At 72.3% G+C, this 24,614-nt stretch carries 22 protein-coding genes; 6 read left to right on the forward strand and 16 right to left on the reverse strand.

Annotated features, from left to right (window positions below; translation table 11 throughout):
- Positions 1–41: 41 nt before the first annotated feature.
- Positions 42–995 (reverse strand): heme o synthase, encoded by a 954-nt coding sequence (locus EES43_RS05660; RefSeq protein ID WP_164493119.1) that lies wholly within the window; start codon positions 993–995, stop codon positions 42–44.
- Positions 996–1,281: 286 nt separating this feature from the next.
- Between EES43_RS05660 and tkt the strand changes: the two genes are divergently transcribed.
- From tkt to pgl, 5 genes are read left to right on the forward strand one after another with little or no spacing between them, the layout of a single operon-like run.
- Positions 1,282–3,369 carry a transketolase gene (gene tkt / locus EES43_RS05665; protein ID WP_124267677.1) on the forward strand — a complete coding sequence of 696 codons (2,088 nt, stop codon included), beginning with the start codon at positions 1,282–1,284 and terminating at the stop codon, positions 3,367–3,369.
- A 32-nt stretch (positions 3,370–3,401) separates the two neighbouring features.
- Complete coding sequence (gene tal, locus EES43_RS05670; protein WP_124267678.1) at positions 3,402–4,520, forward strand: transaldolase; 1,119 nt, start codon at positions 3,402–3,404, stop codon at positions 4,518–4,520.
- Positions 4,521–4,525: 5 nt separating this feature from the next.
- The gene (gene zwf, locus EES43_RS05675) at positions 4,526–6,058 is read left to right on the forward strand and encodes a glucose-6-phosphate dehydrogenase (protein ID WP_124267679.1); all 1,533 of its coding nucleotides are present in this window, start codon (positions 4,526–4,528) and stop codon (positions 6,056–6,058) included.
- Complete coding sequence (opcA, locus tag EES43_RS05680; protein WP_124267680.1) at positions 6,055–7,092, forward strand: glucose-6-phosphate dehydrogenase assembly protein OpcA; 1,038 nt, start codon at positions 6,055–6,057, stop codon at positions 7,090–7,092. Before zwf ends, opcA begins: the two co-directional genes overlap by 4 nt.
- Positions 7,089–7,871 carry a 6-phosphogluconolactonase gene (gene pgl / locus EES43_RS05685; protein WP_124267681.1) on the forward strand — a complete coding sequence of 261 codons (783 nt, stop codon included), beginning with the start codon at positions 7,089–7,091 and terminating at the stop codon, positions 7,869–7,871. Before opcA ends, pgl begins: the two co-directional genes overlap by 4 nt.
- Positions 7,872–8,016: 145 nt before the next feature.
- On the opposite strand, the gene EES43_RS05690 is transcribed toward pgl, so the two are convergent.
- From EES43_RS05690 to EES43_RS05755, 14 genes are all read right to left on the reverse strand, one after another.
- The gene (locus EES43_RS05690) at positions 8,017–9,540 is read right to left on the reverse strand and encodes a PH domain-containing protein (RefSeq protein WP_124267682.1); all 1,524 of its coding nucleotides are present in this window, start codon (positions 9,538–9,540) and stop codon (positions 8,017–8,019) included.
- A complete protein-coding gene (locus tag EES43_RS05695; protein ID WP_124267683.1) occupies positions 9,537–10,040 on the reverse strand; it encodes a PH domain-containing protein in 504 nt (167 codons plus the stop codon). Before EES43_RS05695 ends, EES43_RS05690 begins: the two co-directional genes overlap by 4 nt.
- A 4-nt stretch (positions 10,041–10,044) precedes the next feature.
- Entirely contained in the window at positions 10,045–11,697 is a 1,653-nt protein-coding gene (pgi, locus tag EES43_RS05700; protein ID WP_124267684.1) for a glucose-6-phosphate isomerase, read from the reverse strand.
- Between the two features lie 195 nt (positions 11,698–11,892).
- Positions 11,893–12,228, reverse strand: a complete 336-nt coding sequence (locus EES43_RS05705) for an RNA polymerase-binding protein RbpA (RefSeq protein ID WP_124267685.1) — start codon at positions 12,226–12,228, stop codon at positions 11,893–11,895.
- Positions 12,229–12,337: 109 nt separating this feature from the next.
- A complete protein-coding gene (gene secG / locus EES43_RS05710; protein WP_124267686.1) occupies positions 12,338–12,571 on the reverse strand; it encodes a preprotein translocase subunit SecG in 234 nt (77 codons plus the stop codon).
- A gap of 112 nt (positions 12,572–12,683) precedes the next feature.
- Positions 12,684–13,460, reverse strand: coding sequence for a triose-phosphate isomerase (gene tpiA / locus EES43_RS05715; protein WP_124267687.1), 777 nt, complete (start codon positions 13,458–13,460; stop codon positions 12,684–12,686).
- Positions 13,461–13,466: 6 nt separating this feature from the next.
- Positions 13,467–14,678 carry a phosphoglycerate kinase gene (locus tag EES43_RS05720; protein WP_124267688.1) on the reverse strand — a complete coding sequence of 404 codons (1,212 nt, stop codon included), beginning with the start codon at positions 14,676–14,678 and terminating at the stop codon, positions 13,467–13,469.
- A gap of 111 nt (positions 14,679–14,789) precedes the next feature.
- Positions 14,790–15,800, reverse strand: a complete 1,011-nt coding sequence (gap, locus tag EES43_RS05725) for a type I glyceraldehyde-3-phosphate dehydrogenase (protein ID WP_124267689.1) — start codon at positions 15,798–15,800, stop codon at positions 14,790–14,792.
- A gap of 238 nt (positions 15,801–16,038) precedes the next feature.
- The gene (gene whiA, locus EES43_RS05730) at positions 16,039–17,028 is read right to left on the reverse strand and encodes a DNA-binding protein WhiA (protein ID WP_014045276.1); all 990 of its coding nucleotides are present in this window, start codon (positions 17,026–17,028) and stop codon (positions 16,039–16,041) included.
- Positions 17,019–18,053 carry a gluconeogenesis factor YvcK family protein gene (gene yvcK, locus EES43_RS05735; protein ID WP_124267690.1) on the reverse strand — a complete coding sequence of 345 codons (1,035 nt, stop codon included), beginning with the start codon at positions 18,051–18,053 and terminating at the stop codon, positions 17,019–17,021. The genes whiA and yvcK overlap by 10 nt, the downstream gene beginning before the upstream one ends.
- Complete coding sequence (gene rapZ / locus EES43_RS05740) at positions 18,050–19,048, reverse strand: RNase adapter RapZ (protein WP_124267691.1); 999 nt, start codon at positions 19,046–19,048, stop codon at positions 18,050–18,052. The genes yvcK and rapZ overlap by 4 nt, the downstream gene beginning before the upstream one ends.
- Positions 19,045–21,105 (reverse strand): excinuclease ABC subunit UvrC, encoded by a 2,061-nt coding sequence (uvrC, locus tag EES43_RS05745; protein WP_124267692.1) that lies wholly within the window; start codon positions 21,103–21,105, stop codon positions 19,045–19,047. The genes rapZ and uvrC overlap by 4 nt, the downstream gene beginning before the upstream one ends.
- A 105-nt stretch (positions 21,106–21,210) precedes the next feature.
- A complete protein-coding gene (locus tag EES43_RS05750) occupies positions 21,211–22,131 on the reverse strand; it encodes a hypothetical protein (protein WP_124267693.1) in 921 nt (306 codons plus the stop codon).
- A 4-nt stretch (positions 22,132–22,135) separates the two neighbouring features.
- Positions 22,136–22,756: a papain-like cysteine protease family protein gene (locus EES43_RS05755; RefSeq protein ID WP_124267694.1), complete on the reverse strand. Its 621-nt coding sequence runs from the start codon at positions 22,754–22,756 to the stop codon at positions 22,136–22,138.
- Between the two features lie 230 nt (positions 22,757–22,986).
- Between EES43_RS05755 and EES43_RS05760 the strand changes: the two genes are divergently transcribed.
- Positions 22,987–23,916, forward strand: a complete 930-nt coding sequence (locus EES43_RS05760; protein ID WP_124267695.1) for a hypothetical protein — start codon at positions 22,987–22,989, stop codon at positions 23,914–23,916.
- 39 nt (positions 23,917–23,955) lie between these two features.
- On the opposite strand, the gene EES43_RS05765 is transcribed toward EES43_RS05760, so the two are convergent.
- Positions 23,956–24,384 (reverse strand): Rieske (2Fe-2S) protein, encoded by a 429-nt coding sequence (locus EES43_RS05765; protein ID WP_124267696.1) that lies wholly within the window; start codon positions 24,382–24,384, stop codon positions 23,956–23,958.
- Between the last annotated feature and the right edge of the window lie 230 nt (positions 24,385–24,614).

Consider the following 24,614-nt stretch of genomic DNA (forward strand, 5'->3'; position numbering starts at 1 on the left):
GGCCGGCCGCGCGGCGTCAGGCGGGAATTATCGGACGGGCCCTAGCGGAGGAAGGGGTCCACCGCGACGGCGACGAAGAGGAGGGAGACGTAGGTGATGGACCAGTGGAACAGCCGCATCTCCTTGAGCTTGCCGCCCGTCACACCGGCCTTGGCGCGGTTCTGGAGGCCGTGGGCCTCCCAGAGCCAGAAGCCGCCGGTCACCAGGGCCACCGCGGTGTAGAACCACCCGGTGTACCCCAGCGGGGTCAGCAGCAGCGAGACCGCCACCATCACCCAGCTGTAGAGGACGATCTGCCGGGCGACCACCCGGTTGGAGGCGATGACCGGGAGCATCGGGACGCCGACCCGGGCGTAGTCCTCCTTGACCTTCATCGACAGCGGCCAGTAATGCGGCGGCGTCCAGAAGAAGATGACGGCGAAGAGGATGACCGCGGCCCAGGACACGGAGTTCGTCACGGCGGACCAGCCGATGAGGACCGGCATGCAGCCCGCGATGCCGCCCCAGACGATGTTCTGCGAGGTACGGCGCTTGAGCAGCATCGTGTAGACGACGACGTAGAAGAGGAGCGCGCCGAGCGCGAGCGCGGCGGAGAGCCAGTTGACGAGCAGTCCGAACCACACGGTGGAGACCACCGCGAGGGCGATGCCGAAGGCCAGGCACTCGCGGGGGCTGACCATGCCGGTGACCAGCGGGCGCTGCGACGTACGGTCCATCAGCGCGTCGATGTCGCGGTCGATGTACATGTTGAGCGCGTTGGCGCCGCCCGCGGAGAGGTATCCGCCGACGGTGGTGGTGAGGACGAGCCACAGGTCGGGCACACCCTGGGCGGCGAGGAACATCACCGGAACGGTGGTGATGAGCAGCAGCTCGATGATCCGTGGCTTGGTAAGCGCCACGAATGCCTTGACGCGGGCCCCGAACGGGCGATGGCCCCCTGGGCTGGGAGTCAAGGCGACCCCTGCGGGTCGGGACTCGACGGCCGTCACGCACACCCCTGACAGAGAAATCCCAGCAAGCTCCGGGCGAGGAGGCCCGGTGAAGACTTGCGCGAACCCGACCACTGTAGACGTTGCCGTTACGCCCTCCTTCGCGGGGGTGGGGTCGTGTTGGGGGTGACTCGGCGGCGGCGGGGACATTCTCCCGGGAGGCGGACCGCACGGGTCGCCCCCACCCTGGAAAGTGCTCGGAAAGTGTGCCTGGCGACGGGGGTAGGCTCGACAGCGCCCGGTACGGCACCCGTCACCGGTTTACGACAGTGGAGAGGAGCCCTGACTCAGGGTGAGCAACAAGCCGACCACCACAGACCTCCAGTGGACCGATTTGGACCAGCGGGCCGTGGACACCGCCCGCGTCCTCGCCGCGGACGCCGTACAGAAAGTCGGAAACGGCCACCCGGGCACGGCGATGAGCCTGGCTCCCGCCGCGTACACCCTCTTCCAGAAGGTGATGCGGCACGATCCCGCGGACGCGGAGTGGACCGGTCGCGACCGGTTCGTCCTCTCGGCGGGCCACTCCAGCCTGACCCTGTACATCCAGCTCTACCTGGCCGGCTACGGCCTGGAGCTGGACGACCTCAAGACCTTCCGCACCTGGGGTTCCAAGACGCCCGGCCACCCGGAGTACGGCCACACCACCGGCGTGGAGACGACGACCGGCCCGCTGGGCCAGGGCGTCGCCAACGCCGTGGGCATGGCGATGGCCGCCCGCTACGAGCGCGGCCTGTTCGACCCCGAGGCGGCCGCGGGCACGTCCCCGTTCGACCACATGGTCTGGGTCGTCGCCGGTGACGGCTGCCTCCAGGAGGGCATCTCCGCCGAGGCGTCCTCGCTGGCCGGTCACCAGAAGCTGGGCAACCTGGTCCTGCTCTGGGACGACAACCACATCTCCATCGAGGGCGACACGGAGACCGCGGTCTCCGAGGACACCCTGAAGCGGTACGAGGCGTACGGCTGGCACGTCCAGCGCGTCGACCAGCTGCCCAGCGGCGACCTGGACCCGGCGGGTCTGTACGCGGCGCTTCAGGCGGCCAAGGCCGAGACCGAGCGCCCGTCGTTCATCGCGGCCCGGTCCATCATCGCCTGGCCCGCCCCGAACGCGCAGAACACCGAGGCCGCGCACGGCTCGGCCCTCGGCGACGACGAGGTCGCGGCGACCAAGCGGGTCCTCGGCTTCGACCCGGAGAAGTCCTTCGAGGTCTCCGACGAGGTCATCGGCCACACCCGGCAGGCGCTCGACCGGGGCCGCGAGGCCCGCGCCGCGTGGGACAAGTCCTTCGCCGCGTGGCGCACGGCCGACCCGGCCCGCGCCGCCGACTTCGACCGGATCGCCGCGGGCGAGCTGCCCGAGGGCTGGGAGGAGCGGCTTCCGGTCTTCGAGACGGGCCACAGCCTCGCCACCCGCGCGGCCTCCGGCAAGGTGCTCCAGGCGCTCGGCGACTTCGTCCCCGAGCTGTGGGGCGGTTCCGCCGACCTCGCCGGCTCGAACAACACCACGATCGACAAGACCTCGTCGTTCCTCCCCGCGGGCAACCCCCTGCCGGAGGCGGACCCGTACGGCCGCACGATCCACTTCGGCATCCGCGAGCACGCCATGGCCGCGGCCATGAACGGCATCGCGCTGCACGGCAACACCCGTATCTACGGCGGCACGTTCCTGGTGTTCTCCGACTACATGCGCAACGCGGTGCGGCTCTCCGCGCTGATGCACCTGCCGGTGACGTACGTGTGGACGCACGACTCCATCGGCCTCGGCGAGGACGGCCCGACCCACCAGCCGGTCGAGCACCTGGCGGCGCTGCGCGCCATCCCGGGCCTGAACGTCGTACGCCCGGCCGACGCGAACGAGACCGCCATCGCCTGGCGCGAGATCCTGCGCCGCTACACCAAGGTGTTCGGCAAGGGCGCCCCGCACGGTCTGGCGCTGACCCGCCAGGGCGTGCCGACGTACGCGGCCAACGAGGACGCGGCCAAGGGCGGTTACGTGCTGTTCGAGGCCGAGGGAGGCGAGCCGCGGGTGCTGCTCGTCGCGACCGGCTCCGAGGTCCACGTGGCCGTCGAGGCCCGCAAGCAGCTCCAGGCGGCCGGCGTGCCGACCCGGGTCGTCTCGATGCCGTCGGTCGAGTGGTTCGAGGAGCAGGACCAGGCGTACAAGGACAGCGTCCTGCCGCCGTCCGTGAGGGCGCGCGTCGCCGTCGAGGCGGGCATCGGCCTGACCTGGCACCGGTACGTCGGCGACGCCGGACGGATCGTCTCGCTGGAGCACTTCGGCGCCTCGGCCGACGCGAAGGTGCTGTTCCGCGAGTTCGGCTTCACCCCCGAGCACGTGGCCGCCGCCGCGCGGGAATCTCTCGACGCCGCAGCACGCTGACGCCGTCATACGACTAGTAGGAGATGCAACTCATGACAGACGCACTCAAGCGCCTCTCCGACGAGGGCGTGGCGATCTGGCTCGACGACCTGTCGCGCAAGCGGATCACCTCCGGCAACCTGGCCGAGCTGATCGACCAGAGCCACGTCGTCGGGGTGACCACCAACCCGTCGATCTTCCAGAAGGCGATCTCCCAGGGTGACGGCTACGACGGGCAGCTGACCGATCTCGCCGCCCGCAAGGTCACCGTCGAGGAAGCCATCCGCATGATCACGACGGCGGACGTCCGCGACGCCGCCGACATCCTGCGGCCCGTCTTCGACGCGACGGAGGGCCAGGACGGCCGGGTCTCCATCGAGGTCGACCCGCGCCTGGCCCACGACACCACGGCCACGGTGGCCGAGGCCAAGCAGCTCGCCTGGCTGGTGGACCGTCCGAACACGCTCATCAAGATCCCGGCGACGAAGGCCGGCCTGCCGGCGATCACCGAGGTGATCGGGCGGGGCATCAGCGTGAACGTGACGCTGATCTTCTCGCTGGCGCGCTACCGCGAGGTCATGGACGCCTACCTGGCGGGCCTGGAGAAGGCGAAGGCCGCGGGTCTGGACCTGGCCAAGATCCACTCGGTCGCCTCGTTCTTCGTGTCCCGTGTGGACACCGAGGTCGACAAGCGGCTGGACGCCGTCGGCTCCGACGAGGCGAAGGCCGCCAAGGGCAAGTCCGCCCTGGCCAACGCCCGCCTGGCGTACGAGGCGTACGAGGAGGTCTTCTCGGGCGAGCGCTGGGCCGCGCTGGACAAGGCGCACGCCAACAAGCAGCGCCCGCTGTGGGCCTCCACCGGCGTCAAGGACCCGTCCCTCAAGGACACCCTGTACGTCGACGACCTCGTCGCGCCCAACACGGTCAACACCATGCCGGAGGCGACGCTGGAGGCCGTGGCCGACCACGGCGAGATCACCGGCGACACCGTCTCCGGCCGCTACGACCAGGCGCGTGCCGACCTGGACGCGATCAAGAAGCTCGGCATCTCGTACGACGAGGTCGTGCAGGTGCTGGAGGACGAGGGCGTCGAGAAGTTCGAGGCGTCCTGGAACGACCTGCTCAAGTCGACCGAGGCGGAGCTCTCGCGCCTCGCCCCCTCGGAGGGCTGACCACTTTGTCTGGTGTTCCCGGAGCCAACCCGCTTCGTGACGCCCAGGACCGCCGGCTCCCGCGCATCGCGGGGCCGTCGGGCCTGGTCATCTTTGGCGTCACGGGCGATTTGTCCCGTAAAAAGCTGATGCCCGCCGTCTACGACCTGGCCAACCGCGGCCTGCTGCCGCCGGGCTTCTCGCTCATCGGTTTCGCGCGCCGCGACTGGGAGGACGAGGACTTCGCCCAGGTCGTCCACGACGCCGTCAAGGAGCACGCCCGTACGCCGTTCCGCGAGGAGGTCTGGCAGCAGCTCATCCAGGGGATGCGCTTCGTCCAGGGCAACTTCGACGACGACGAGGCGTTCGAGACGCTCAAGGCGACGATCCAGGAGCTGGACCAGGCGCAGGGCACCGGAGGCAACTTCGCCTTCTACCTGTCCGTGCCGCCGAAGTTCTTCCCCAAGGTCGTCCAGCAGCTCAAGAAGCACGGGCTGGCCGACCAGGGCGAGGGCTCCTGGCGGCGTGCCGTCATCGAGAAGCCGTTCGGCCACGACCTGGCCAGCGCGCAGGAGCTCAACCAGCTCGTGCACGCCGTCTTCCCGCCCAACGAGGTCTTTCGGATCGACCACTACCTGGGCAAGGAGACCGTCCAGAACATCCTGGCGCTGCGCTTCGCCAACACGATGTTCGAGCCGATCTGGAACCGGTCCTACGTCGACCACGTGCAGATCACGATGGCCGAGGACATCGGCATCGGCGGCCGGGCCGGCTACTACGACGGCATCGGCGCCGCCCGCGACGTCATCCAGAACCACCTGCTCCAGCTGCTGGCGCTGACCGCGATGGAGGAGCCCGGCTCCTTCCACCCGAAGGCCCTGGTCGCCGAGAAGCTCAAGGTGCTCACCGCCGTCGAGCTGCCCGAGGACCTGGGCCGGCACACCGTGCGCGGCCAGTACGCGCACGCCTGGCAGGGCGGCGAGGAGGTCCCGGGCTATCTGGAGGAGGACGGCATCGACCCCAAGTCGACGACCGACACCTTCGCCGCGATCAAGCTGACGATCAACAACCGCCGCTGGGCGGGCGTGCCGTTCTACCTGCGGACCGGCAAGCGGCTCGGCCGCCGGGTCACGGAGATCGCGGTCGTCTTCAAGCGCGCCCCGTACCTTCCCTTCGAGTCCGGTGCGACCGAGGAGCTGGGCGGCAACGCGCTGGTCATCCGGGTCCAGCCGGACGAGGGCGTCACCGTGCGCTTCGGCTCCAAGGTGCCCGGCACCTCGATGGAGGTCCGGGACGTCACGATGGACTTCGCCTACGGCGAGTCCTTCACGGAGTCCAGCCCGGAGGCCTACGAGCGGCTCCTGCTGGACGTGCTGCTGGGCGACGCCAACCTCTTCCCCCGCCACCAGGAGGTCGAGCTCTCCTGGACCATCCTCGACCCGATCGAGGAGTACTGGGACAAGCACGGCAAGCCCGCGCAGTACGCGGCCGGTACCTGGGGTCCGGCCGAGGCGGACGAGATGCTCGCACGCGACGGACGGAGCTGGCGCCGGCCATGAAGATCGATCTCACGGAAACCACGTCCAGCAAGATCAACCAGGCGCTGGTCTCGGCCCGCCGGGCCATCGGCACCCCCGCCATCGGCATGGTGCTCACGCTGGTCATCGTCACCGACGAGGAGAACGCGTACGACGCGCTCAAGTCGGCGGGCGACGCCTCGCGCGAGCACCCCTCGCGGATCATCGCGGTGATCAAGCGGATCAGCCGCTCGCCGCGCGCCCGGCGGGACGCCCGCCTCGACGCCGAGGTCCGGGTCGGTTCCGACGCGGGCACGGGCGAGACCGTCGTCCTGCGGCTCCACGGTGAACTGGCCAACCACGCCCAGTCGGTGGTGCTGCCGCTGCTGCTGCCGGACGCCCCGGTCGTGGTGTGGTGGCCCGAGGGCGCGCCGGCCGATCCGGCGAAGGACCCGCTGGGCGCGCTCGCCCAGCGCCGGATCACCGACGCCTACTCCGCCGAGCGCCCGCTCGACGAGCTGGCGGTGCGGGCGGCGACGTACAGCCCGGGCGACACGGACCTGTCCTGGACCCGGATCACGCCGTGGCGCTCCATGCTGGCCGCCGCGCTGGACCAGCAGCCGGCCCGGGTCATCGGCGCCACCGTCGAGGGCGAGAGCGACAACCCGAGCTGCGAGCTGCTGGCGATGTGGCTCGCGCACCGGCTCGACGTCCCGGTGGAGCGCACGCTCTCCGGCGGCCCCGGCCTCACCGCCGTCCGCCTGGAGACGAAGAGCGGCGTCATCGTCCTGGACCGGGCCGACGGCTCGCTCGCCACGCTCTCCATGCAGGGCCAGCCCGACCGCGGGGTGGCGCTCAAGCGCCGCGACACGGCCGAGCTGCTGGCGGAGGAGCTGCGCCGCCTGGACCCGGACAACACCTACGAGTCCGCGGTGAAGTTCGGGCTGGACCGGCTCACCATGGGCGGCGAGGTGAAGGCCGCCCCGCTCGACGACAAGACCGACCGGTCGTCCGAGGGCGAGGCCAAGGCCCCGGCCGCGAAGAAGACCGCGGCGAAGAAGGCGGCGCCGAAGTGACGCCGCCGCAGCTGGTCGTGCACCGCGACAAGCAGCTGATGGCCGAGGCCGCGGCGGCCCGGCTGATCACGAAGGTGGTGGACGCCCAGGCCGCCCGGGGCCACGCCTCGGTGGTGCTGACCGGCGGGCGCAACGGCAACGGCCTGCTGGCCGCCCTCGCCGCGGCGCCCGCCCGGGACGCGGTCGACTGGGCGCGCCTGGACCTGTGGTGGGGCGACGAGCGGTTCCTGCCCGAGGGCGACCCGGAGCGCAACGTCACCCAGGCCCGCGCGGCGCTGCTCGACGCGGTGCCGCTGGACCCGGCCCGGGTGCACGCGATGCCCGCGTCGGACGGCCCGTACGGCGCGGACGCGGACGCCGCGGCGGCCGGGTACGCGGCGGAGCTGGCCGCCGCCGCGGGTCCGGAGGACCACGGCCAGGTGCCGGCGTTCGACGTGCTGATGCTGGGCGTCGGCCCGGACACGCACGTGGCCTCGCTCTTCCCGGAGCTGCCCGCGGTGCGGGAGACCGAGCGCACCGTGGTCGGTGTGCACGGGGCCCCGAAGCCGCCGCCCGTGCGCGTTTCCCTCACGCTCCCCGCGATCCGCGCGGCGCGCGAGGTGTGGCTGCTCGCGGCGGGCGAGGACAAGGCGGAGGCCGCGGCCGTCGCCCTGTCGGGCGCCGGGGAGATCCAGGCCCCGGCGGCGGGGGCGTACGGGCGCAGCCGCACGCTGTGGCTGCTGGACGCCGCGGCGGCCTCGCGGCTGCCGCGCGCGCTTTACCCGCCCGCCTCGCCCTGAGCGCTCACGCCCCGCAGGCCCGGCCCGCTTCTTTCCCCGGCGGTCCGGGCCTGCGGCGCGAAGGGCTCCGGGCTCGGACGGCCGGGTGGTGCTGGTCCCGGCACCACGCACGGCGGCTGACCGGCCCCACCCGCGTCCACCGCCCTCAGGAGCCGTCCGGGACGCGCTCCAGGAAGGGCTCCAGCAGCCCGGGGACGGCCTCGGCGGCGAAGGCCAGGCCCTCGGAGGCGTCGGTGTCGTACGCCGTGTACGCGCCGCCTCCGGCGGCTGTGGTGGCGGTGACGCCGATCAGCCCGGCCCGCCGCTGGAAGACCGACTGCCTGATGGTCCAGCCGATCACGCCGGTGCGCTCCAGGGCGGCGGTGGAGCGGCGGAGCGTACCGGAGCGGGTCACCAGATAGCGGCCCGCGAGCGCGTGCCCCAGACCCCGGTACGCGTCCAGCGCCAGCGCCACCGCGAGCGGCGCGCCCGCCGCCGCGCAGCCGAGGGCGATCCACAGCAGGACGGGGGTGAGCAGCGCCCCCAGGACGGCCAGGACGAGCACCGGAGCCAGGACCGCCGCCAGCGCCCAGCGCAGCCTGCGGGCCCGCGCGGCGCGCGGATGGGCGGTGAGCGGGGCGCCGGTCGGGGTGGCCGCCTCGCGGAGCACGTCGGCGGCGACGCGGTCGGCCAGGGCGCGGGGAGCGGCCGGGAGCAGGGTGTCGTGGTCGGCGTTGCCGGTGTCCTCGTCCTTGGCCAGCCCCGTGGTGATGGCGTCCAGCCGGGCGGCGCCGAAGAGCCGGACGCCGAGCGGTTCGACCAGGTCCACGCCGCGCAGCCGGGCCTCCTCGACGGATATGGAGCGGGAGGTGAACAGGCCGCGCCGCACGCGCAGGGTGCAGCCGGGCTCGCGCTCCAGGCGGTAGTTCCACCACATCTCGACCCAGAGGCCGAGCGCGCCCACCACCCCCGCGACCAGCGCGGCGAGCACGAGGGTGGCGACCGTCCAGAGCAGCGGGGTGTCGCGCAGGCGGTCGCCGATCCACCCGATGACCTCGCGCTGGGCTCCGGCCCAGTCGCTGACCTGGAGCACCGCTCCGGCCGCCGCGCCGCCGAGCATCGGGACGACGAAGGAGACCGGGGCGTAGCGGATCCAGCGGGGGTCCAGGACGGCGAGTTCGCCTTCGCGGTGGCCGCCGGCGCTCCCGGCGCCGACGCGCTCCAACAGGAGCCGGCGCAGCCGTTCGCCCTCGGCGCGGGTGACCGGGTCCAGTTCGAGGGTGGAGTCGCCGCCGTGTTCGCCGGTGCCGATCCTGACGGTGACCAGGCCCAGGACGCGCAGCAGCGGGTTGGCGGTGAGGTCGACGGTGCGGACGCGCTCGCGGGCCAGCGAGCGGCGCTTCACGAGGAGCAGACCGGTGTGCAGCTCGACGCGCTCGGGCCCGACGCGGTAGCGGGTGCGCCGCCACCGGACGTGGTCGGCGCCCGCCGCGGCCCCGATGAGCAGCACCGCCCCGGCCAGCACCCAGAGTGCGGCGGGCAGCGTTCCGAGCCATCCGGCGAGCCCGAGCGTCGTCGGCACGGCCGCGCCAGCCGCGACCCCGGCGACGACGACCGCGGTGACCAGGACCGTACGGGCATCGAGGCGCCGGCCGTCGCCGGGAAGGTTCTGGTCGTCGCGGGTGCTCATGTGGCGTCGCCCGGGGTGTCGCGGGTGATGCGGGTGAGGCGTTCGGCCAGTTGGGCGGCGACCTCGTGGTCCAGCCCCTCGATCCGTACCGCGCCCTTGGCGGAGGCGGTGGTGACCGTGACGGTGCCGAGCCGGAACAGCTGCTCCAGTGGCCCGCGCACGGTGTCGACGGTCTGGATGCGGGACATCGGCGCGATCCGCCACTCCTGCCGGAAGAACCCGGTCCGTACGTACACCGCGTCCTCGGTGACCTCCCAGCGGTGGGTGCGGAACCACCACCGCGGGAGGAGGACGGTGACCGCCAGGCCCGCCGCGGCCAGGACCGCGGCGGACAGCAGCAGCCAGAACCGGGCGGGAGCGACGATCGCGCCCAGCACGGCGAGCGGCGCCACGGGCGCGGCGGTCAGCAGCAGCCACCGCGCCCGCCACCAGCCGACGGCCCGCTCGTCCAGCGTGTTGCGCGGTGGCCTCAGCCGCACCGTCCCCTCCCCCGGCGGCATCGGCTCAGCGCCCCCGCAGGCCGCGGTAGGCGCTGACCAGGGCGGCGGTGGAGCTGTCCAACTGCTCGCCGCCGACGCCCTCGGTGAGGACCGGTTCAATCTTCTTGGCGAGGACCTTGCCGAGTTCGACGCCCCACTGGTCGAAGGAGTCGATGTTCCAGATCGCGCCCTGGACGAAGACCTTGTGCTCGTAGAGCGCGATCAGCTGGCCGAGGACCGAGGGGGTCAGCCGGTCGGCGAGGATCGTGGTGGTGGGGTGGTTGCCGCGGAACGTCTTGTGCGGCACCAGCTCCTCGGGCACGCCTTCGGCGCGGACCTCGTCGGGCGTCCTGCCGAAGGCGAGGGCCTGGGTCTGGGCGAAGAAGTTGGCCATCAGCAGGTCGTGCTGGGCGATCAGGCCGGGCAGCAGGTCGTGCACCGGGGCGGCGAAGCCGATGAAGTCCGCCGGGATCGTCTTGGTGCCCTGATGGATCAACTGGTAGTAGGCGTGCTGCCCGTTGGTGCCGGGCGTGCCCCAGACGACCGGTCCCGTCTGCCAGTCGACCCGGTCGCCGTCCCGGTCGACGGACTTGCCGTTGGACTCCATGTCGAGCTGCTGGAGGTAGGCCGTGAACTTCGAGAGGTAGTGGCTGTAGGGCAGCACCGCGTGCGACTGGGCGTCGAAGAAGTTGCCGTACCAGACGCCGAGGAGGCCCATCAGGAGCGGCGCGTTCTCCTCGGGGGGCGCGGTGCGGAAGTGCTCGTCGACGAGGTGGAAGCCGTCGAGCATCTCGCGGAAGCGGTCCGGGCCGATGGCGATCATCAGCGCGAGGCCGATCGCCGAGTCGTAGGAGTAGCGTCCGCCGACCCAGTCCCAGAACTCGAACATGTTGGCGGTGTCGATGCCGAAGTCCGCGACCTTCTCGGCGTTGGTCGAGAGGGCGACGAAGTGCTTGGCGACGGCGTCCTGCCCGGCGCGCAGCTCGGTGAGCAGCCAGTCGCGGGCGGAGGTGGCGTTGGTGATGGTCTCGATCGTGGTGAACGTCTTCGAGGCGATGACGAAGAGCGTCTCGGCCGGGTCGAGGTCGCGGACGGCCTCGTGCAGGTCGGCGCCGTCCACGTTGGAGACGAAGCGGACGGTGAGCGAGCGGTCCGTGAAGGAGCGCAGCACCTCGTACGCCATGGCGGGGCCGAGGTCGGAGCCGCCGATGCCGATGTTGACGACGTTCTTGATCGGCTTGCCGGTGTGGCCGGTCCAGCGCCCCGACCTGACCTGCTCGGAGAAGGCGGCCATCTTGTCCAGGACGGCGTGGACGGCGGGCACCACGTTCTCGCCGTCGACCTCGACGACCGCGTCGCGCGGGGCGCGCAGCGCGGTGTGCAGGACGGCCCGGTCCTCGGTGGTGTTGATCTTCTCGCCGCGGAACATCGCGTCGCGCAGCTCGGCGACCCCGGTGGCGGCGGCGAGTTCGCGCAGCAGGCGCAGCGTCTCGTCGGTGATCAGGTGCTTGGAGTAGTCGATGTGGAGGTCGCCGACCCGCAGGGTGTAGGCGGTGCCCCGGTCCGGCCGGTCCGCGAACAGGCGGCGCAGCCGTGTGGCGCCGAACTCCTCACGGTGCTTGCCGAGAGCCGTCCACTCGGAGGTCTGGTTGAGCCTGGTTCGGCGTGCTGCGTTCATCCCGGATATCAGCCCACTTCTTCTCGTAACTGCGCTTCCCCGCTGGCTCTCCAACCTAATTGATCGAGGGGGCGTGCGGCGCGGACGCGGGCCGCGGCACGGGAAAGCGGTCCGGCCGGGCACCCGTGGGTGTCCGGCCGGTGTACGACGTCGCGGACCTGCGGGAAGTCTCCTGGTCCGGGGATGAGGGCTCGCTCAGATCTCGCCGCGGAGCTTGGCGAGGGCTTCGGCGAGGATGGCCTCGCCGTCGGCGTCGCTGCGCCGCTCGCGCACGTACGCCAGGTGCGTCTTGTACGGCTCGGTGCGGGGCGGGTCGGGCGGGCTGTCCCGGTCCTGGCCGGCCGGGAAGCCGCAGCGCGGGCAGTCCCAGGTGTCCGGCACCTGCGCGTCATGGGCGAAGCTCGGCTGCGTCTCGTGCCCGTTCGAGCACCAGAAGGAGATGCGGAGGCGGGGCGCGGATTCGCCGCGCTCGGCCTCGCCCATCGGCCCCGCTCCGACCCGGCTTCCCCGGATCGCGTTGCCACTTGCCACGGTCGTAACTCCCTGCGTGATGGTGCTCGAGGATGCCCCAGTCTACGTAAGGCCCAACGCGCGTCCAGTGAAAGGAGTTACACCCTCACCGGCAATCGCGACGACCGGTTCAGTCGAGCTTGACGAGCAGGCCGAGGACGACGACGCACGCGAACCAGATCAGGCCGACCACGACGGTGATCCGGTCGAGGTTGCGCTCGGCGACCGAGGAGCCGCCGACGGAGGACTGCATTCCGCCGCCGAACATGTCGGAGAGGCCGCCGCCCTTGCCCTTGTGCATGAGCACCAGCAGCATCAGCAGCAGGCTGAAGACGATCAGAACGATCTGGAACGCCAAAACCACGGCTGGTCCCTCTTTCCGGAATTCTTGACTACTGCGTGTACGTACAGCGGGGGCCGAGGGCGCAAGCCCCTCGGCCCCCGCAAGGGTACGACGGATCGGCGCTAGCGCCTACTCACTGGTCGCGGAAGCGGACGATCTTGACGAACTCGTCGGCGTCCAGCGCGGCCCCGCCGATCAGGGCGCCGTCGACGTCGGGCTGGGCCATGATCGCCGCCACGTTGCCGGACTTCACCGAGCCGCCGTACTGGATGCGGACCGCGTCGGCCAGCTCCTGCGAGTACAGCTCGGCCAGCCGGCGGCGGATCGCTCCGCACACCTCCTGGGCGTCCTCGGGGGTGGCGACCTCGCCGGTGCCGATGGCCCAGACGGGCTCGTAGGCGATCACGATGGACTCGGCCTGCTCGGCCGGGATGTCCTTCAGGCCGCCGTCGAGCTGCGCGAGCGTGTACGCGACCTGCTCGCCGGCCTTCCGCACGTCCAGGCCCTCGCCGACGCAGAGGATCGGGGTCAGCCCGTGCCGGTAGGCGGCCTTCACCTTGGCGTTGCAGACCTCGTCGTTCTCGGCGTGGTACTGGCGGCGCTCGCTGTGGCCGACGGCCACGTAGGTGCAGCGCAGCTTGGCGAGCATCGAGCCGGAGATCTCCCCGGTGTACGCGCCGGAGTCCTGCGCCGAGAGGTCCTGGGCACCGTACTTGATCTTGAGCTTGTCGCCGTCCACCAGGGTCTGCACGGAGCGCAGGTCGGTGAAGGGCGGGAGGACGGCGACCTCGACGTCCTCGTAGTCCTTGTCGTTCAGGGCGAAGGAGAGCTTCTGGACGTGGGCGATGGCCTCAAGGTGGTTGAGGTTCATCTTCCAGTTGCCCGCCATCAGCGGGGTGCGGGTGGTCATGAAAGGTCAGTCCTCCAGTGCGGCGAGGCCGGGAAGCGTCTTGCCCTCAAGGTATTCGAGGCTGGCGCCGCCACCGGTCGAGATGTGTCCGAACGCGTTCTCGTCGAAGCCCAGGATGCGGACGGCGGCGGCGGAGTCGCCACCGCCGACCACGCTGAAGGCCGGGGAGTCGACGAGGGCCTGGGCGAGGGCGCGGGTGCCCTCGGCGTAGTCGGGGTGTTCGAAGACGCCCATCGGGCCGTTCCAGAAGACGGTGGCCGCGTCGGCGAGCTTCGCCGCGTACAGCTTGCGGGTCTCGGGGCCGATGTCCAGCCCCTCCTGGTCGGCGGGGATGGCGTCGGCGGCGACCGTGTCGGGGTGCGCCGGGGCCTTGGTCTTCAGGTCCGGGAACGCGCCCGCGACCAGGACGTCGACCGGGAGCACGAACTCCACGCCGCGCTCCTCGGCCCGCTTGAGGTAGCCCTGGACGGCCGGGACCTGGTCCTCCTGGAGCAGCGAGATGCCGACCTCGTGGCCCTGGGCCTTGAGGAAGGTGTACGCCATGCCGCCGCCGATCAGGATGCGGTCGGCCTTCTCCAGCAGGTGGTCGATCACGCCGAGCTTGTCGGAGACCTTGGCGCCGCCGAGGACGACGGCGTAGGGCCGCCGCACGTCGGAGGTGAGCCGCTTGAGGACGCCGACCTCGGTGGCGATCAGGTAGCCGGCGTAGTGCGGCAGCCGGGCCGGGAGGTCGAAGACCGAGGCGTGCTTGCGGTGGACGGCGCCGAAGCCGTCGCCCACGTACACGTCGGCCAGCTCGGCGAGCCGGTCGGCGAAGGCGGCGCGCTCGGCGTCGTCCCCGGCCGTCTCTCCGGCGTTGAAGCGGAGGTTCTCGACGACGGCGACCTGGCCGTCGGTGAGGCCCGCGACGGCGGCGCGGGCGGACTCGCCGACGGTGTCGGTCGCGAAGGCGACGTCGGCGCCGAGGAGTTCGCCGAGGCGGGCGGCGGCGGGCGCGAGTGAGAACGCCGGGTCCGGGGCGCCCTCGGGGCGGCCGAGGTGCGAGGCGACGACGACGCGTGCGCCGGCCTCGGCGAGCTTGGCGACCGTCGGGACGACGGCGCGGATACGGCCGTCGTCGGTGATCGTGGTGCCGTCCAGCGGCACATTGAGGTCGGCACGGACGAATACCCGCCTGCCCGCGACCCCTTCGGCGAGAAGTTCGTCGATCGTCTTCATCTGTTCCGTTACTCCTTGCAAGGACGGATGAGCATGCTGAGGGGCTCGACGGTCGCCGCGCTGCGGCCGTCGAGCCCCTTACTCACATCGTGTTGCCTGCCGGCCCGGGGATCAGAGCTGGTCGCCGACGAAGACCGTGAGGTCGACGAGGCGGTTGGAGTAGCCCCACTCGTTGTCGTACCAGCCGAGGATCTTCACCGACGTGCCCTCCTGGACCATGGTCAGGGAGGAGTCGAAGGTGCAGGACGACGGGTCGCCGACGATGTCCGAGGAGACGATCGGGTCCTCGGTGTACGTCAGGAAGCCCTTGAGGTCGCCGTCGTCGGCGGCCTTCTTGAACGCGGCGTTGACCTCGTCCTTGGTGACCTCGCGCTGGAGCGTCACGACCAGGTCGGTGGCGGAGCCGGTCGGGACCGGGACGCGCATCGCGATGCCGTCGAGCTTGCCCTTGAGCTGCGGGAGGACCAGCGCGGTGGCCTTGGCGGCGCCGGTGGTGGTCGGGATGATGTTCTCGGCGGCGGCGCGGGCGCGGCGCAGGTCCGAGTGCGGGAAGTCCAGGATCCGCTGGTCGTTGGTGTACGCGTGGACCGTCGTCATCAGGCCCTTGACGATGCCGAAGTTCTCGTCGAGGACCTTGGCCATCGGCGCCACGCAGTTGGTGGTGCAGGAGGCGTTGGAGATGACGTGGTGGTTGGCCGCGTCGTACTTGTCCTGGTTGACGCCCATCACGATGGTGATGTCCTCGTCCTTGGCCGGAGCCGAGATGAGGACCTTCTTGGCGCCGCCCGCGATGTGCTTCTCGGCGTCGGCCTTCTTGGTGAAGATGCCGGTGGACTCGACGACGATGTCGACGCCCAGGTCACCCCAGGGGATGTCGGCCGGGTTGCGCTCGGAGAGCACCTTGATGGTGTGGCCGTCCACCGTGATGGTGTCGGCGGTGTGGCTGACCTCTGCCTTGAGACGACCCAGGATGGTGTCGTACTTCAGCAGGTGGGCCGTGGTCGCAGTGTCACCCAGGTCGTTGACAGCCACGATCTCGATGTCCGCACCCTGCTCCAGCAGCGCGCGGAAGTAGTTGCGACCGATGCGGCCAAAGCCGTTGATGCCTACGCGGATCGTCACGAACCGATCTCCTCGTTAGGTACGCCGGTTTTCGACGCCGGCGAGTTGTATAGGGATGTCCCCGACCGCCTCCGACCCTACCTCTCCGAGGGCCCGGAGGTGACATCGAGACGAGCCGTACACACCAACGGGAAAGGCGCGGGGCCCGTACTCCCCAGTAGGGGGTACGGGCCTCCGTCCGCCCTCTCGGAGCGGCGCGCGGGCGGCCCGGGACCAACGCCCGCCGCCCGTCGCGGAGTCAGCCGACGAGGCCGTCCGCCATCTCCTCGCTGAGCGTCGACTCCGTCCCCGGGATGCCCAGATCCTGGGCGCGCTTGTCCGCCATGGCGAGCAGCCGCCGGATCCGGCCGGCGACGGCGTCCTTGGTCAGCGGCGGGTCGGCGAGCGCTCCCAGCTCCTCCAGCGACGCCTGCTTGTGCTCCATGCGCAGCCGTCCGGCCGCCGCCAGGTGCTCGGGGACCTCCTCGCCGAGGATCTCCAGCGCCCGGCCGACCCGGGCTCCGGCGGCGACCGCCGCGCGGGCCGAGCGGCGCAGGTTCGCGTCGTCGAAGTTGGCGAGCCGGTTGGCCGTGGCGCGGACCTCGCGCCGCATCCGGCGCTCCTCCCAGGCCAGCACCGACTCGTGCGCGCCGAGCCGCGTCAGCAGCGCGCCGATCGCGTCACCGTCGCGGACGACCACGCGGTCCACCCCGCGCACCTCGCGGGCCTTCGCCGCGATGGAGAGTCTGCGGGCCGCGCCGACGAGGGCGAGGGCCGCCTCCGGGCCGGGGCAGGTGACCTCCAGCGAGGAGGAGCGGCCGGGCTCGGTGAGCGAGCCGTGCGCGAGGAACGCCCCGCGCCAGGCGGCCTCCGCGTCGCAGGTGGCCCCCGAGACCACCTGCGGGGGCAGGCCGCGGATGGGACGGCCGCGGCCGTCCACCAGACCGGTCTGGCGGGCCAGCTGGTCACCGCCGGCGACCACCCGTACGACGTAGCGCGAGCCGCGCCGCAGTCCGCCGGGGGCCATCACGATCAGCTCCGAGCTGTGCCCGAAGATTTCGAGGATGTCGCGCTTGAGCCGGCGCGCCGCCATCGCGGTGTCCAGCTCCGCCTCGATCACGATCCGGCCGCTCACCAGGTGCAGCCCGCCCGCGAACCGGAGAATCGCCGAGACCTCCGCCTTCCTGCAGCAGGTCCGGGTGACGGGAAGCCGAGAGATTTCGTCCTTCACCGCTGGCGTCATCGCCATGGGCCGATCCTTCCATGCATCCGGAAAATACGGTCGTACGCGGCGGCCAACAGCTCCTGATCATGAACCGGAACGCCGTCGGGCGATGCCACCGGCGCCAGCTCGACCGCGGCTCCGAGCCGTTGTGCGGCATCGGCGAGGGATTCACGGTCGGGCACGGCGGCCTCATCGGCCAGCACCACGTCCAAGGCGAGTTTAGGGGCGTGTCGTCCCAAAACCTCCAAATGACGCTGCGGGGAGAAGCCATCTGTTTCGCCGGGCTGCGGTGCGAGGTTCAACGAGAGGACCTTGCGGGCCTTCGTGGCGACCAGCGCGTCGAGCAGTTCGGGCACGAGCAGGTGCGGGATCACGGAGGAGAACCAGGAGCCGGGGCCGAGCACCACCCAGTCCGCGTCCAGGACCGCCTCGACCGCTTCGGGGACGGCGGGCGGGTCGGGCGGCACGACGTGCACGGACTGGACCTCGCCCGGGGTGAGGGCGACCGTGGCCTGGCCCCGGACGGTGACGACCGCGTCGGGGAGGTCCGGATCGTGGCCGCGCACCAGGGCCTGGAGCTCCAGCGGGACGGCCGACATCGGCAGCACCCGGCCGTGCGCGCCGAGCAGCCTGCCGACCAGGTCCAGCGCCTGGACGTGGTCGCCCAGCTGCTCCCACAGGGCCACGATCAGCAGATTGCCGACGGCGTGCTCGTGCAGGTCGCCCTTGGACTCGAAGCGGTGCTGGATGACCCGGGACCAGGTCCGGCCCCAGTCGTCGTCGCCGCAGAGCGCGGCGAGCGCCTTGCGCAGGTCCCCGGGCGGCAGGACGCCCAGCTCCTCGCGCAGCCGGCCGCTGGACCCGCCGTCGTCGGCGACGGTGACCACGGCCGTGAGGTCGCCGGTGATCCGGCGCAGCGCCGCCAGGGACGCCGAGAGGCCCATGCCGCCGCCGAGTGCGACGACCTTGGGCTGGGCGCCGCGCTTGCGGCCGGAGAGCGCCGAGGTGGCGCGGCTCAGACGCCGCAGCCGCAGATTGCGACCGGTCACTCTCGCCCCATGTCCCGGTGCACGAGGACGGTCTCCACGCCTTCGGCGACGAGGCGGGCGGCGAGCTTCTCGGACATGGCGACGGAGCGGTGCTTGCCGCCCGTGCAGCCGACGGCGATGGTCACGTACCGCTTGCCCTCGCGGCGGTATCCGGCGGCGATCAGCTGGAGCAGCTCGGTGTACTGGTTGAGGAACTCCTTGGCGCCCGGCTGGTCGAAGACGTAGGCGGAGACCTCCTCGTTCAGACCGGTGAAGGGGCGCAGCTCCGGCACCCAGTGCGGGTTGGGCAGGAAGCGGCAGTCGACCACCAGGTCGGCGTCGACCGGCAGGCCGTACTTGAAGCCGAAGGACATCACCGTGGCGCGCAGCTCCGGCTCCGTCTCGCCGGCGAACTGGGCGTCCATCTTGGCCCGGAGCTCGTGCACGTTGAGGCTGGAGGTGTCGATGACGAGGTCGGCGTCGCCGCGCAGCTCGCGCAGCAGGTCGCGCTCGGCGGCGATGCCGTCGACGATGCGGCCGTCGCCCTGGAGCGGGTGCGGGCGGCGGACCGACTCGAAGCGGCGTACCAGGGCGTCGTCGGAGGACTCCAGGAAGACGATCCGCCGGGTGACGTTCTTGGCCTCCAGGTCGGCGAGGGATTCGCGGAGGTTGTCGAAGAAGCGCCGGCCGCGCACGTCGACGACGACGGCGATCCGGGCCACGTTCCCCTGGGAGCGGGCGCCCAGCTCGACCATGGTGGGGATCAGGGCGGGCGGCAGGTTGTCGACGACGAACCAGCCGAGGTCCTCCAGACACTTGGCGGCGGTGCTGCGCCCGGCACCCGACATCCCCGAGATGATCACCAGCTCGGGGATGGCCGGCACGGCCGCCTCGCCCGTCTCGTTCGCGGTGTTCGTACTCACGTCTGCTGCTCCGTCTGCTCGGTCTGTGCGTGCGTGCTGCGGGTCGGGGTGGTGCGGGGTCCGGGGTGCGGTCCCCGGGGTGGGCTCGGTCATGAGGTGTCCCCGTCGTCCTCTTCCATGATCTCTCCTGTGGCCGTGTTCACGGCCGGTGCCGCGGGAGCCGCCGCGGCGAGGGCGGCGGCCACCGATTCCGCCGTCCTGCGCCCTATGCCGGGGACCTGGCAGATGTCGTCGACGGTGGCCTGCCGGAGCTTCTTCACGGAGCCGAAATGCTTGATCAGCGCCTGTTTCCGGGTGTCGCCGAGGCCGGGCACGTCGTCGAGCGGACTGCTGCGGATGCGCTTGGCCCGCTTGGTCCGCTGGTAGGCGATGGCGAAGCGGTGGGCCTCGTCGCGGACGCGCTGGAGAAGGTAGAGGCCCTCGCTGGAGCGGGGCAGCACCACCGGGTCGTCCTCGTCGGGCAGCCAGACCTCTTCGAGCCGCTTGGCCAGGCCGCAGACGGCGATGTCGTCGATGCCGAGCTCGTCCAGGGCGCGTCGGGCGGCGGCCACCTGCGGCTGACCGCCGTCGACGACGACGAGCTGCGGTGGATAGGCGAACCGCTTGGGCCGGCCGTCGTCCTCGCGGGGCTCGCCCTCCTCGCCACCGGGGGCCGCGGACGCGGCGGGGGCGGGCACGGGTCCGGAGGGGGCGGGTCCGGCGGATCCGGGCGCGGCGGGGGCCACGGGCTCCTCCCACTCCCCCGTGCGCTCCTTGTCCTGGAGGTAGCGCCGGAAGCGGCGGCCGATCACCTCGTGCATCGAGCGCACGTCGTCCTGGCCCTCGAAGCCCTTGATCTGGAAGCGGCGGTACTCGCTCTTGCGGGCGAGGCCGTCCTCGAAGACGACCATGGAGGCGACCACGTCGTCGCCCTGGAGGTGGGAGATGTCGTAGCACTCGATGCGCAGCGGAGCGGTGTCCAGGCCGAGGGCCTCGGCGATCTCCTCCAGGGCGCGGGAGCGGGTCGTCAGGTCGGAGGCGCGTTTGGTCTTGTGCAGGCCGAGCGCCTGCTGGGCGTTGCGCTGGACGGTGACCATGAGGTCCTTCTTGTCGCCGCGCTGCGGGATGCGCAGGCTGACGTGCGAGCCCCGGCGCTCGGCGAGCCACTGCGCGACGGCCTCGGCCTGCTCGGGCAGGGCGGGGACCAGCACCTCCTTGGGCACCGCGTCGCCGCGCTCCTCCCCGTACAGCTGCTGGAGGGCGTGCTCGACGAGGCCGGAGGTGTCGACCGCCTCGACCTTGTCGGTGACCCAGCCGCGCTGGCCGCGCACCCGGCCGCCGCGCACGTGGAAGATCTGGAGGGCGGCCTCCAGCTCGTCCTCGGCGACGGCGATCAGGTCGGCGTCGGTGGCGTCGGCGAGGACGACGGCGCTCTTCTCCATGGCCCGCTTCAGGGCCCCGGCGTCGTCGCGGAGCCGCGCGGCCCGCTCGTACTCCAGGTCCTCGGCCGCCGTCATCATGTCCTTCTCCAGGCGGCGGATGTAGGTGCCGGTGCGCCCGGCCATGAAGTCGCAGAAGTCCTCGGCCAGTTCGCGGTGCTCCTGGGGGCTGACGCGGCCCACGCAGGGGGCCGAGCACTTGCCGATGTAGCCGAGGAGGCAGGGGCGGCCGGTGCGCTCGGCGTTCTTGAAGACGCCGGCGGAGCAGGTGCGGACGGGGAAGACGCGCAGCATCAGGTCGACGGTCTCGCGGATCGCCCAGGCGTGCCCGTACGGACCGAAGTAGCGCACGCCCTTCTTCTTGGCCCCGCGCATCACCTGGACGCGGGGGAACTCCTCGTTCAGCGTGACGGCGAGATACGGATAGCTCTTGTCGTCGCGGTACTTGACGTTGAACCGGGGGTCGTACTCCTTGATCCAGGAGTACTCCAGCTGCAGCGCCTCGACCTCGGTGGAGACGACCGTCCACTCCACGGACGCGGCGGTCGTGACCATCGTGCGCGTACGCGGATGGAGTCCGGCGAGGTCCTGGAAGTAGTTGGCCAGGCGCTGGCGCAGGTTCTTGGCCTTCCCGACGTAGATCACCCGGCGGTGCTCGTCGCGGAATTTGTAGACCCCCGGGGAGTCGGGGATCTGTCCCGGCTTGGGGCGGTAGCTGGAGGGGTCTGCCATGTCTCACACCCTACTTGCGGACAGTGACAGCGCGTCCGTCCAGGATGCGGCGCTCCGGGGTGCCGCAGGGTGTCGGCGACCCCGGAGCGCGGCTGGCCGTGCCGCTCAGCGGCCCTGTACGGCCCCCTGCGGCGTGCGGCTCCGGCGGCGGGCCGCCGCGGCCCCGCCGAGGGCCAGGGCCAGCAGCGCGCCCGCCCCGGCGACGGCGGAGACGGCGGTCGGGCCGCCGCCCGGCGCGTCCGGCGCGGCGAGGGCGGGAGCGGGGCGCGCGGGCGCGGCTCCGGCGGCCGGTGGCGGCGGGCCGGCGACCGGTCCGCGCGCCGCTCCGGGGCCGTATCCGCCCGCCGCGCCGGACCGGGCGTACGGCGAGCCGGGCAGCTTGTCGCCGTACGCCTCGGCGACCCGCGCCCGGTAGGCGCGCAGGGTGACGCCGCGGGTGCCGACCGCGGCCCTCGCCTCGGCGTCCAGCGGCAGGACGCGGGAGGCGTCGTGGACGTACCAGGCGTCGATCTGCGGCTCGCGGAACACCGTGCCGCCGGGCAGTCCGCGCGCCCCGGCCGCCGTGTAGCGGGCCTCGTCGTCGCCGGTGGCGATGTTCACCACCTGCCACGCGGAGCCGCCGCCGGCCGCCGGGACGGTCCACAGCGAGGCCGTTCGGCCGTCGGCGGCGACGGCGGTGCTCGCCAGGTGCTCCAGCGTGCTCGGGGCGGCTCCGGGCTTCCCGGCGACGAACGCGGCGGACAGCGTGCGGACGGGGACGGCCTCCCCCACGATCCGGGGCGCGGCCTGCCCGGTCCGGGGCGCGGCCCGCGTACGGCCGGCCGCGCTCTCCCGGGCGAAGAACCGGGACAGGGTGTCCAGGATCGCGGGCTCGGTGGCGGCGTCGTGGGCGGCGGCGAGGGTGGCGGCGGTCAGGGCCGGCGGAGCGGCCGGGCCGTCGCCCGCCGCGGCCTGCGGAGCGGCGGTGAACAGGGCCGCCCCGGTGAGAGCGGCGGCGACGGCGACGCGCCGGGTGGCGGAATCCATGTCCTCACGCACCGATCCGGTAGAGGGAGTGGGTCCAGGAGAACTCGTCGTTGTTCACGTACCAGGCGTGCGAGGCCCAGTTGTAGCGGTCGCTGGAGGGCCACGGGTCGCCCCAGTAGACCCAGCTTCCGGCGTCGTCGTAGCCGTACAGGACGTGCATGTGGCCGCCGCCGGAGGACCACTGGATACGGGTCTCGACGGGCCGCTGAGCGGCTGTCTCGGCCTGTACGGTCGCGTAGCGCAGCCAACCGGTGACGTAGGAGCCGGGTCTGATCCCGGCCCAGGACAGGCCGGTCTGCACGTTGCCCAGGGTGGCCTGGGAGTTGGGGCACTCGGAGCCCTGGGCCCGGTTGAAGGCGGCGTTGCAGAACTGGTTCTGCGTGTAGCCCCGGCCGAACCAGGAGGCGATGGTGTTGCCTCCCGCCGCCCAGCACCAGTTGGTCTTCTGCTGGGCCTGCATGGTGATGTCCAGCCGCTGGGCGGCTGCGACGGCGGCGGGCGCCTTTGGCGGCTGTGCCGGCGGCGCTGTGACCGCGGTGGCGGTGGCCGCCGGGACGGCGAGCAGGGCGGCGGCCAGGAGTGCCGCGAACGGGAACCTGCCGGGCCTGACTCTTCGATCGAGCATGGCGTTCCTCCCAGGGCGAGGGGGGCGTGGGTGGTGAGGAGCGCGTCCGGACGCTGACGAGGAGCATCGGCCGTTGTCCGGAACAGGTCAACACGCTTCAATGCGGGGGGACATCGCGGTGTGAACGGAGCGGCGCCCGTGTGAACGCGCCACCCCGTTCACCTGCTCCCCGCGTCCCCGGCGGGCGGTGTCCCCCTCCCGCACGTGAACGTTCACCGGAGGCCCCCGCCATGCGGCACACCGAACGAGAACTGGCTCAGGCGCTGGACAGCGGACCGTTCCATCTGGCCCTGCGGACGGCCTTGGCCGTGCGCGGGCTGCCGCTCCAGCGGGTCCAGCGCCATCTGGCGCATCGCGGCGTCAAGCTCGGTGTGACCAGCCTCAGTTACTGGCAGCAGGGCGCGCGCAGGCCCCGGCGCGCCGAGTCGCTGCGGGCCGTGCGGGCGCTGGAGGGGGTGCTGGCGCTGCCGGACGGCTCGTTGCTGCGGCTGCTGCGGAGCGAGGACGCCTCGGCGGCGGACGGGAAGCGCCCGGCGGCGCGCCCGTACCGCTCGCTGCTGGAGTCCTCCGGTGCGGTGGAGCGGCTGCTGGCGACGATGGAGTCACCCGTGGACGGCGGGCTGCATACCGTGGGCCACCAGGAACGGGTGCGCGTCGGGGCGCGGCGGGAGCTGGCGGGCCGCGCCTCGCAGCACGTGGTCCGCGCGCACCGGGACGGCGTCGACCGCTATCTGGCCGTCCACCGAGGCGACCCGGGCTGCGATCCGTCGCGGATCTCGGTGGAGGCGCGGGAGAACTGCCGGACGGGTCGGGTCCGCTGGGACCGGGAGGCGGGGCTGCTGGTGGCGGAGCTGCTGTTCGACACCCGGCTGCGGTCCGGCGAGACCTACCTCTTCGGTTACGGCTTCGAGGACGGCACGGGCGGGGTCAGCGGCGAGTACGTGCGCGGCTTCACCTACGGCGGCGGCCAGTACGTACTCCAGGTCGGCTTCGACGAGCGGGCGCTGCCGGTGCGGTGCCGCCGGTTCGCGCAGTCCTCGGCGGGCGCGGCGCGCGCGGACCGCAGGGACCTCACCCTGGCCGGCCGGCACCGGACCGTGCACGTGGTCGAGGAGGGGGTGCGGCCGGGGCTGGTGGGCGTCGACTGGGACTGGGAGTGACGAGCCCTTCGCGGGCCGGCTCCGCGGGCGGTGCCGGGGTCAGCTCTGGGGGCCCGCGACGAGCTTCCCGCCCTCGGCGGTGACCGGGACGGCGGGCAGCGGCACGGTGGCCGGGCCCTTCACCGGCTTGCCGGTGGTCGTGTCGAAGCGGCTGCCGTGGCAGGGGCAGTGCCCCTCGGTGCCCTCGATCTTGGTCAGCACGCAACCGCCGTGGGTGCACTGGGCGCTGAACGCCTTGTACTCGCCCTCGGCCGGGCAGCTGACGAGAAGGCGCTGCTCGCGGTAGAGCCGGGCGCCGCCGACCGGCACGTCCGCGGCGTCGCCGAGGTCGACGGGGGCGGTCGGCGTGGGCGTCGTGGCGTGGCCCAGCTTGGATTCGGTCGAGCAGGCCGCCGCTCCCAGCCCTGCGGCGCCGGCGAGCGCGGCGCCCTTCAGCACGGTACGGCGGGCGGCGGGCAGGCCGGGCATGCGGACTCCACGGGTCGGTGTGCGGACGGGTTCGAAGGGTCTCCGGGCAGCCCGGCCGACGGCGGTCGCGGCGGCATCCGGTGAGGTAACCGACGATACCGGCCACGAGCGGAGGCTCTGCGTCCGGGCCGGTCCCCGGTCCGGACGCGGCCCGATCCCCGGGCCGGTCCCGGAACGCGGACGACGACGGCCCCTCGTCCTCGGGGCCGCCGTCGTCCGCGTTCCGCGCG

The organism is Streptomyces sp. ADI96-02, assembly GCF_003846185.1.
In the GTDB taxonomy this organism is placed as follows: Bacteria; Actinomycetota; Actinomycetes; order Streptomycetales; family Streptomycetaceae; genus Streptomyces.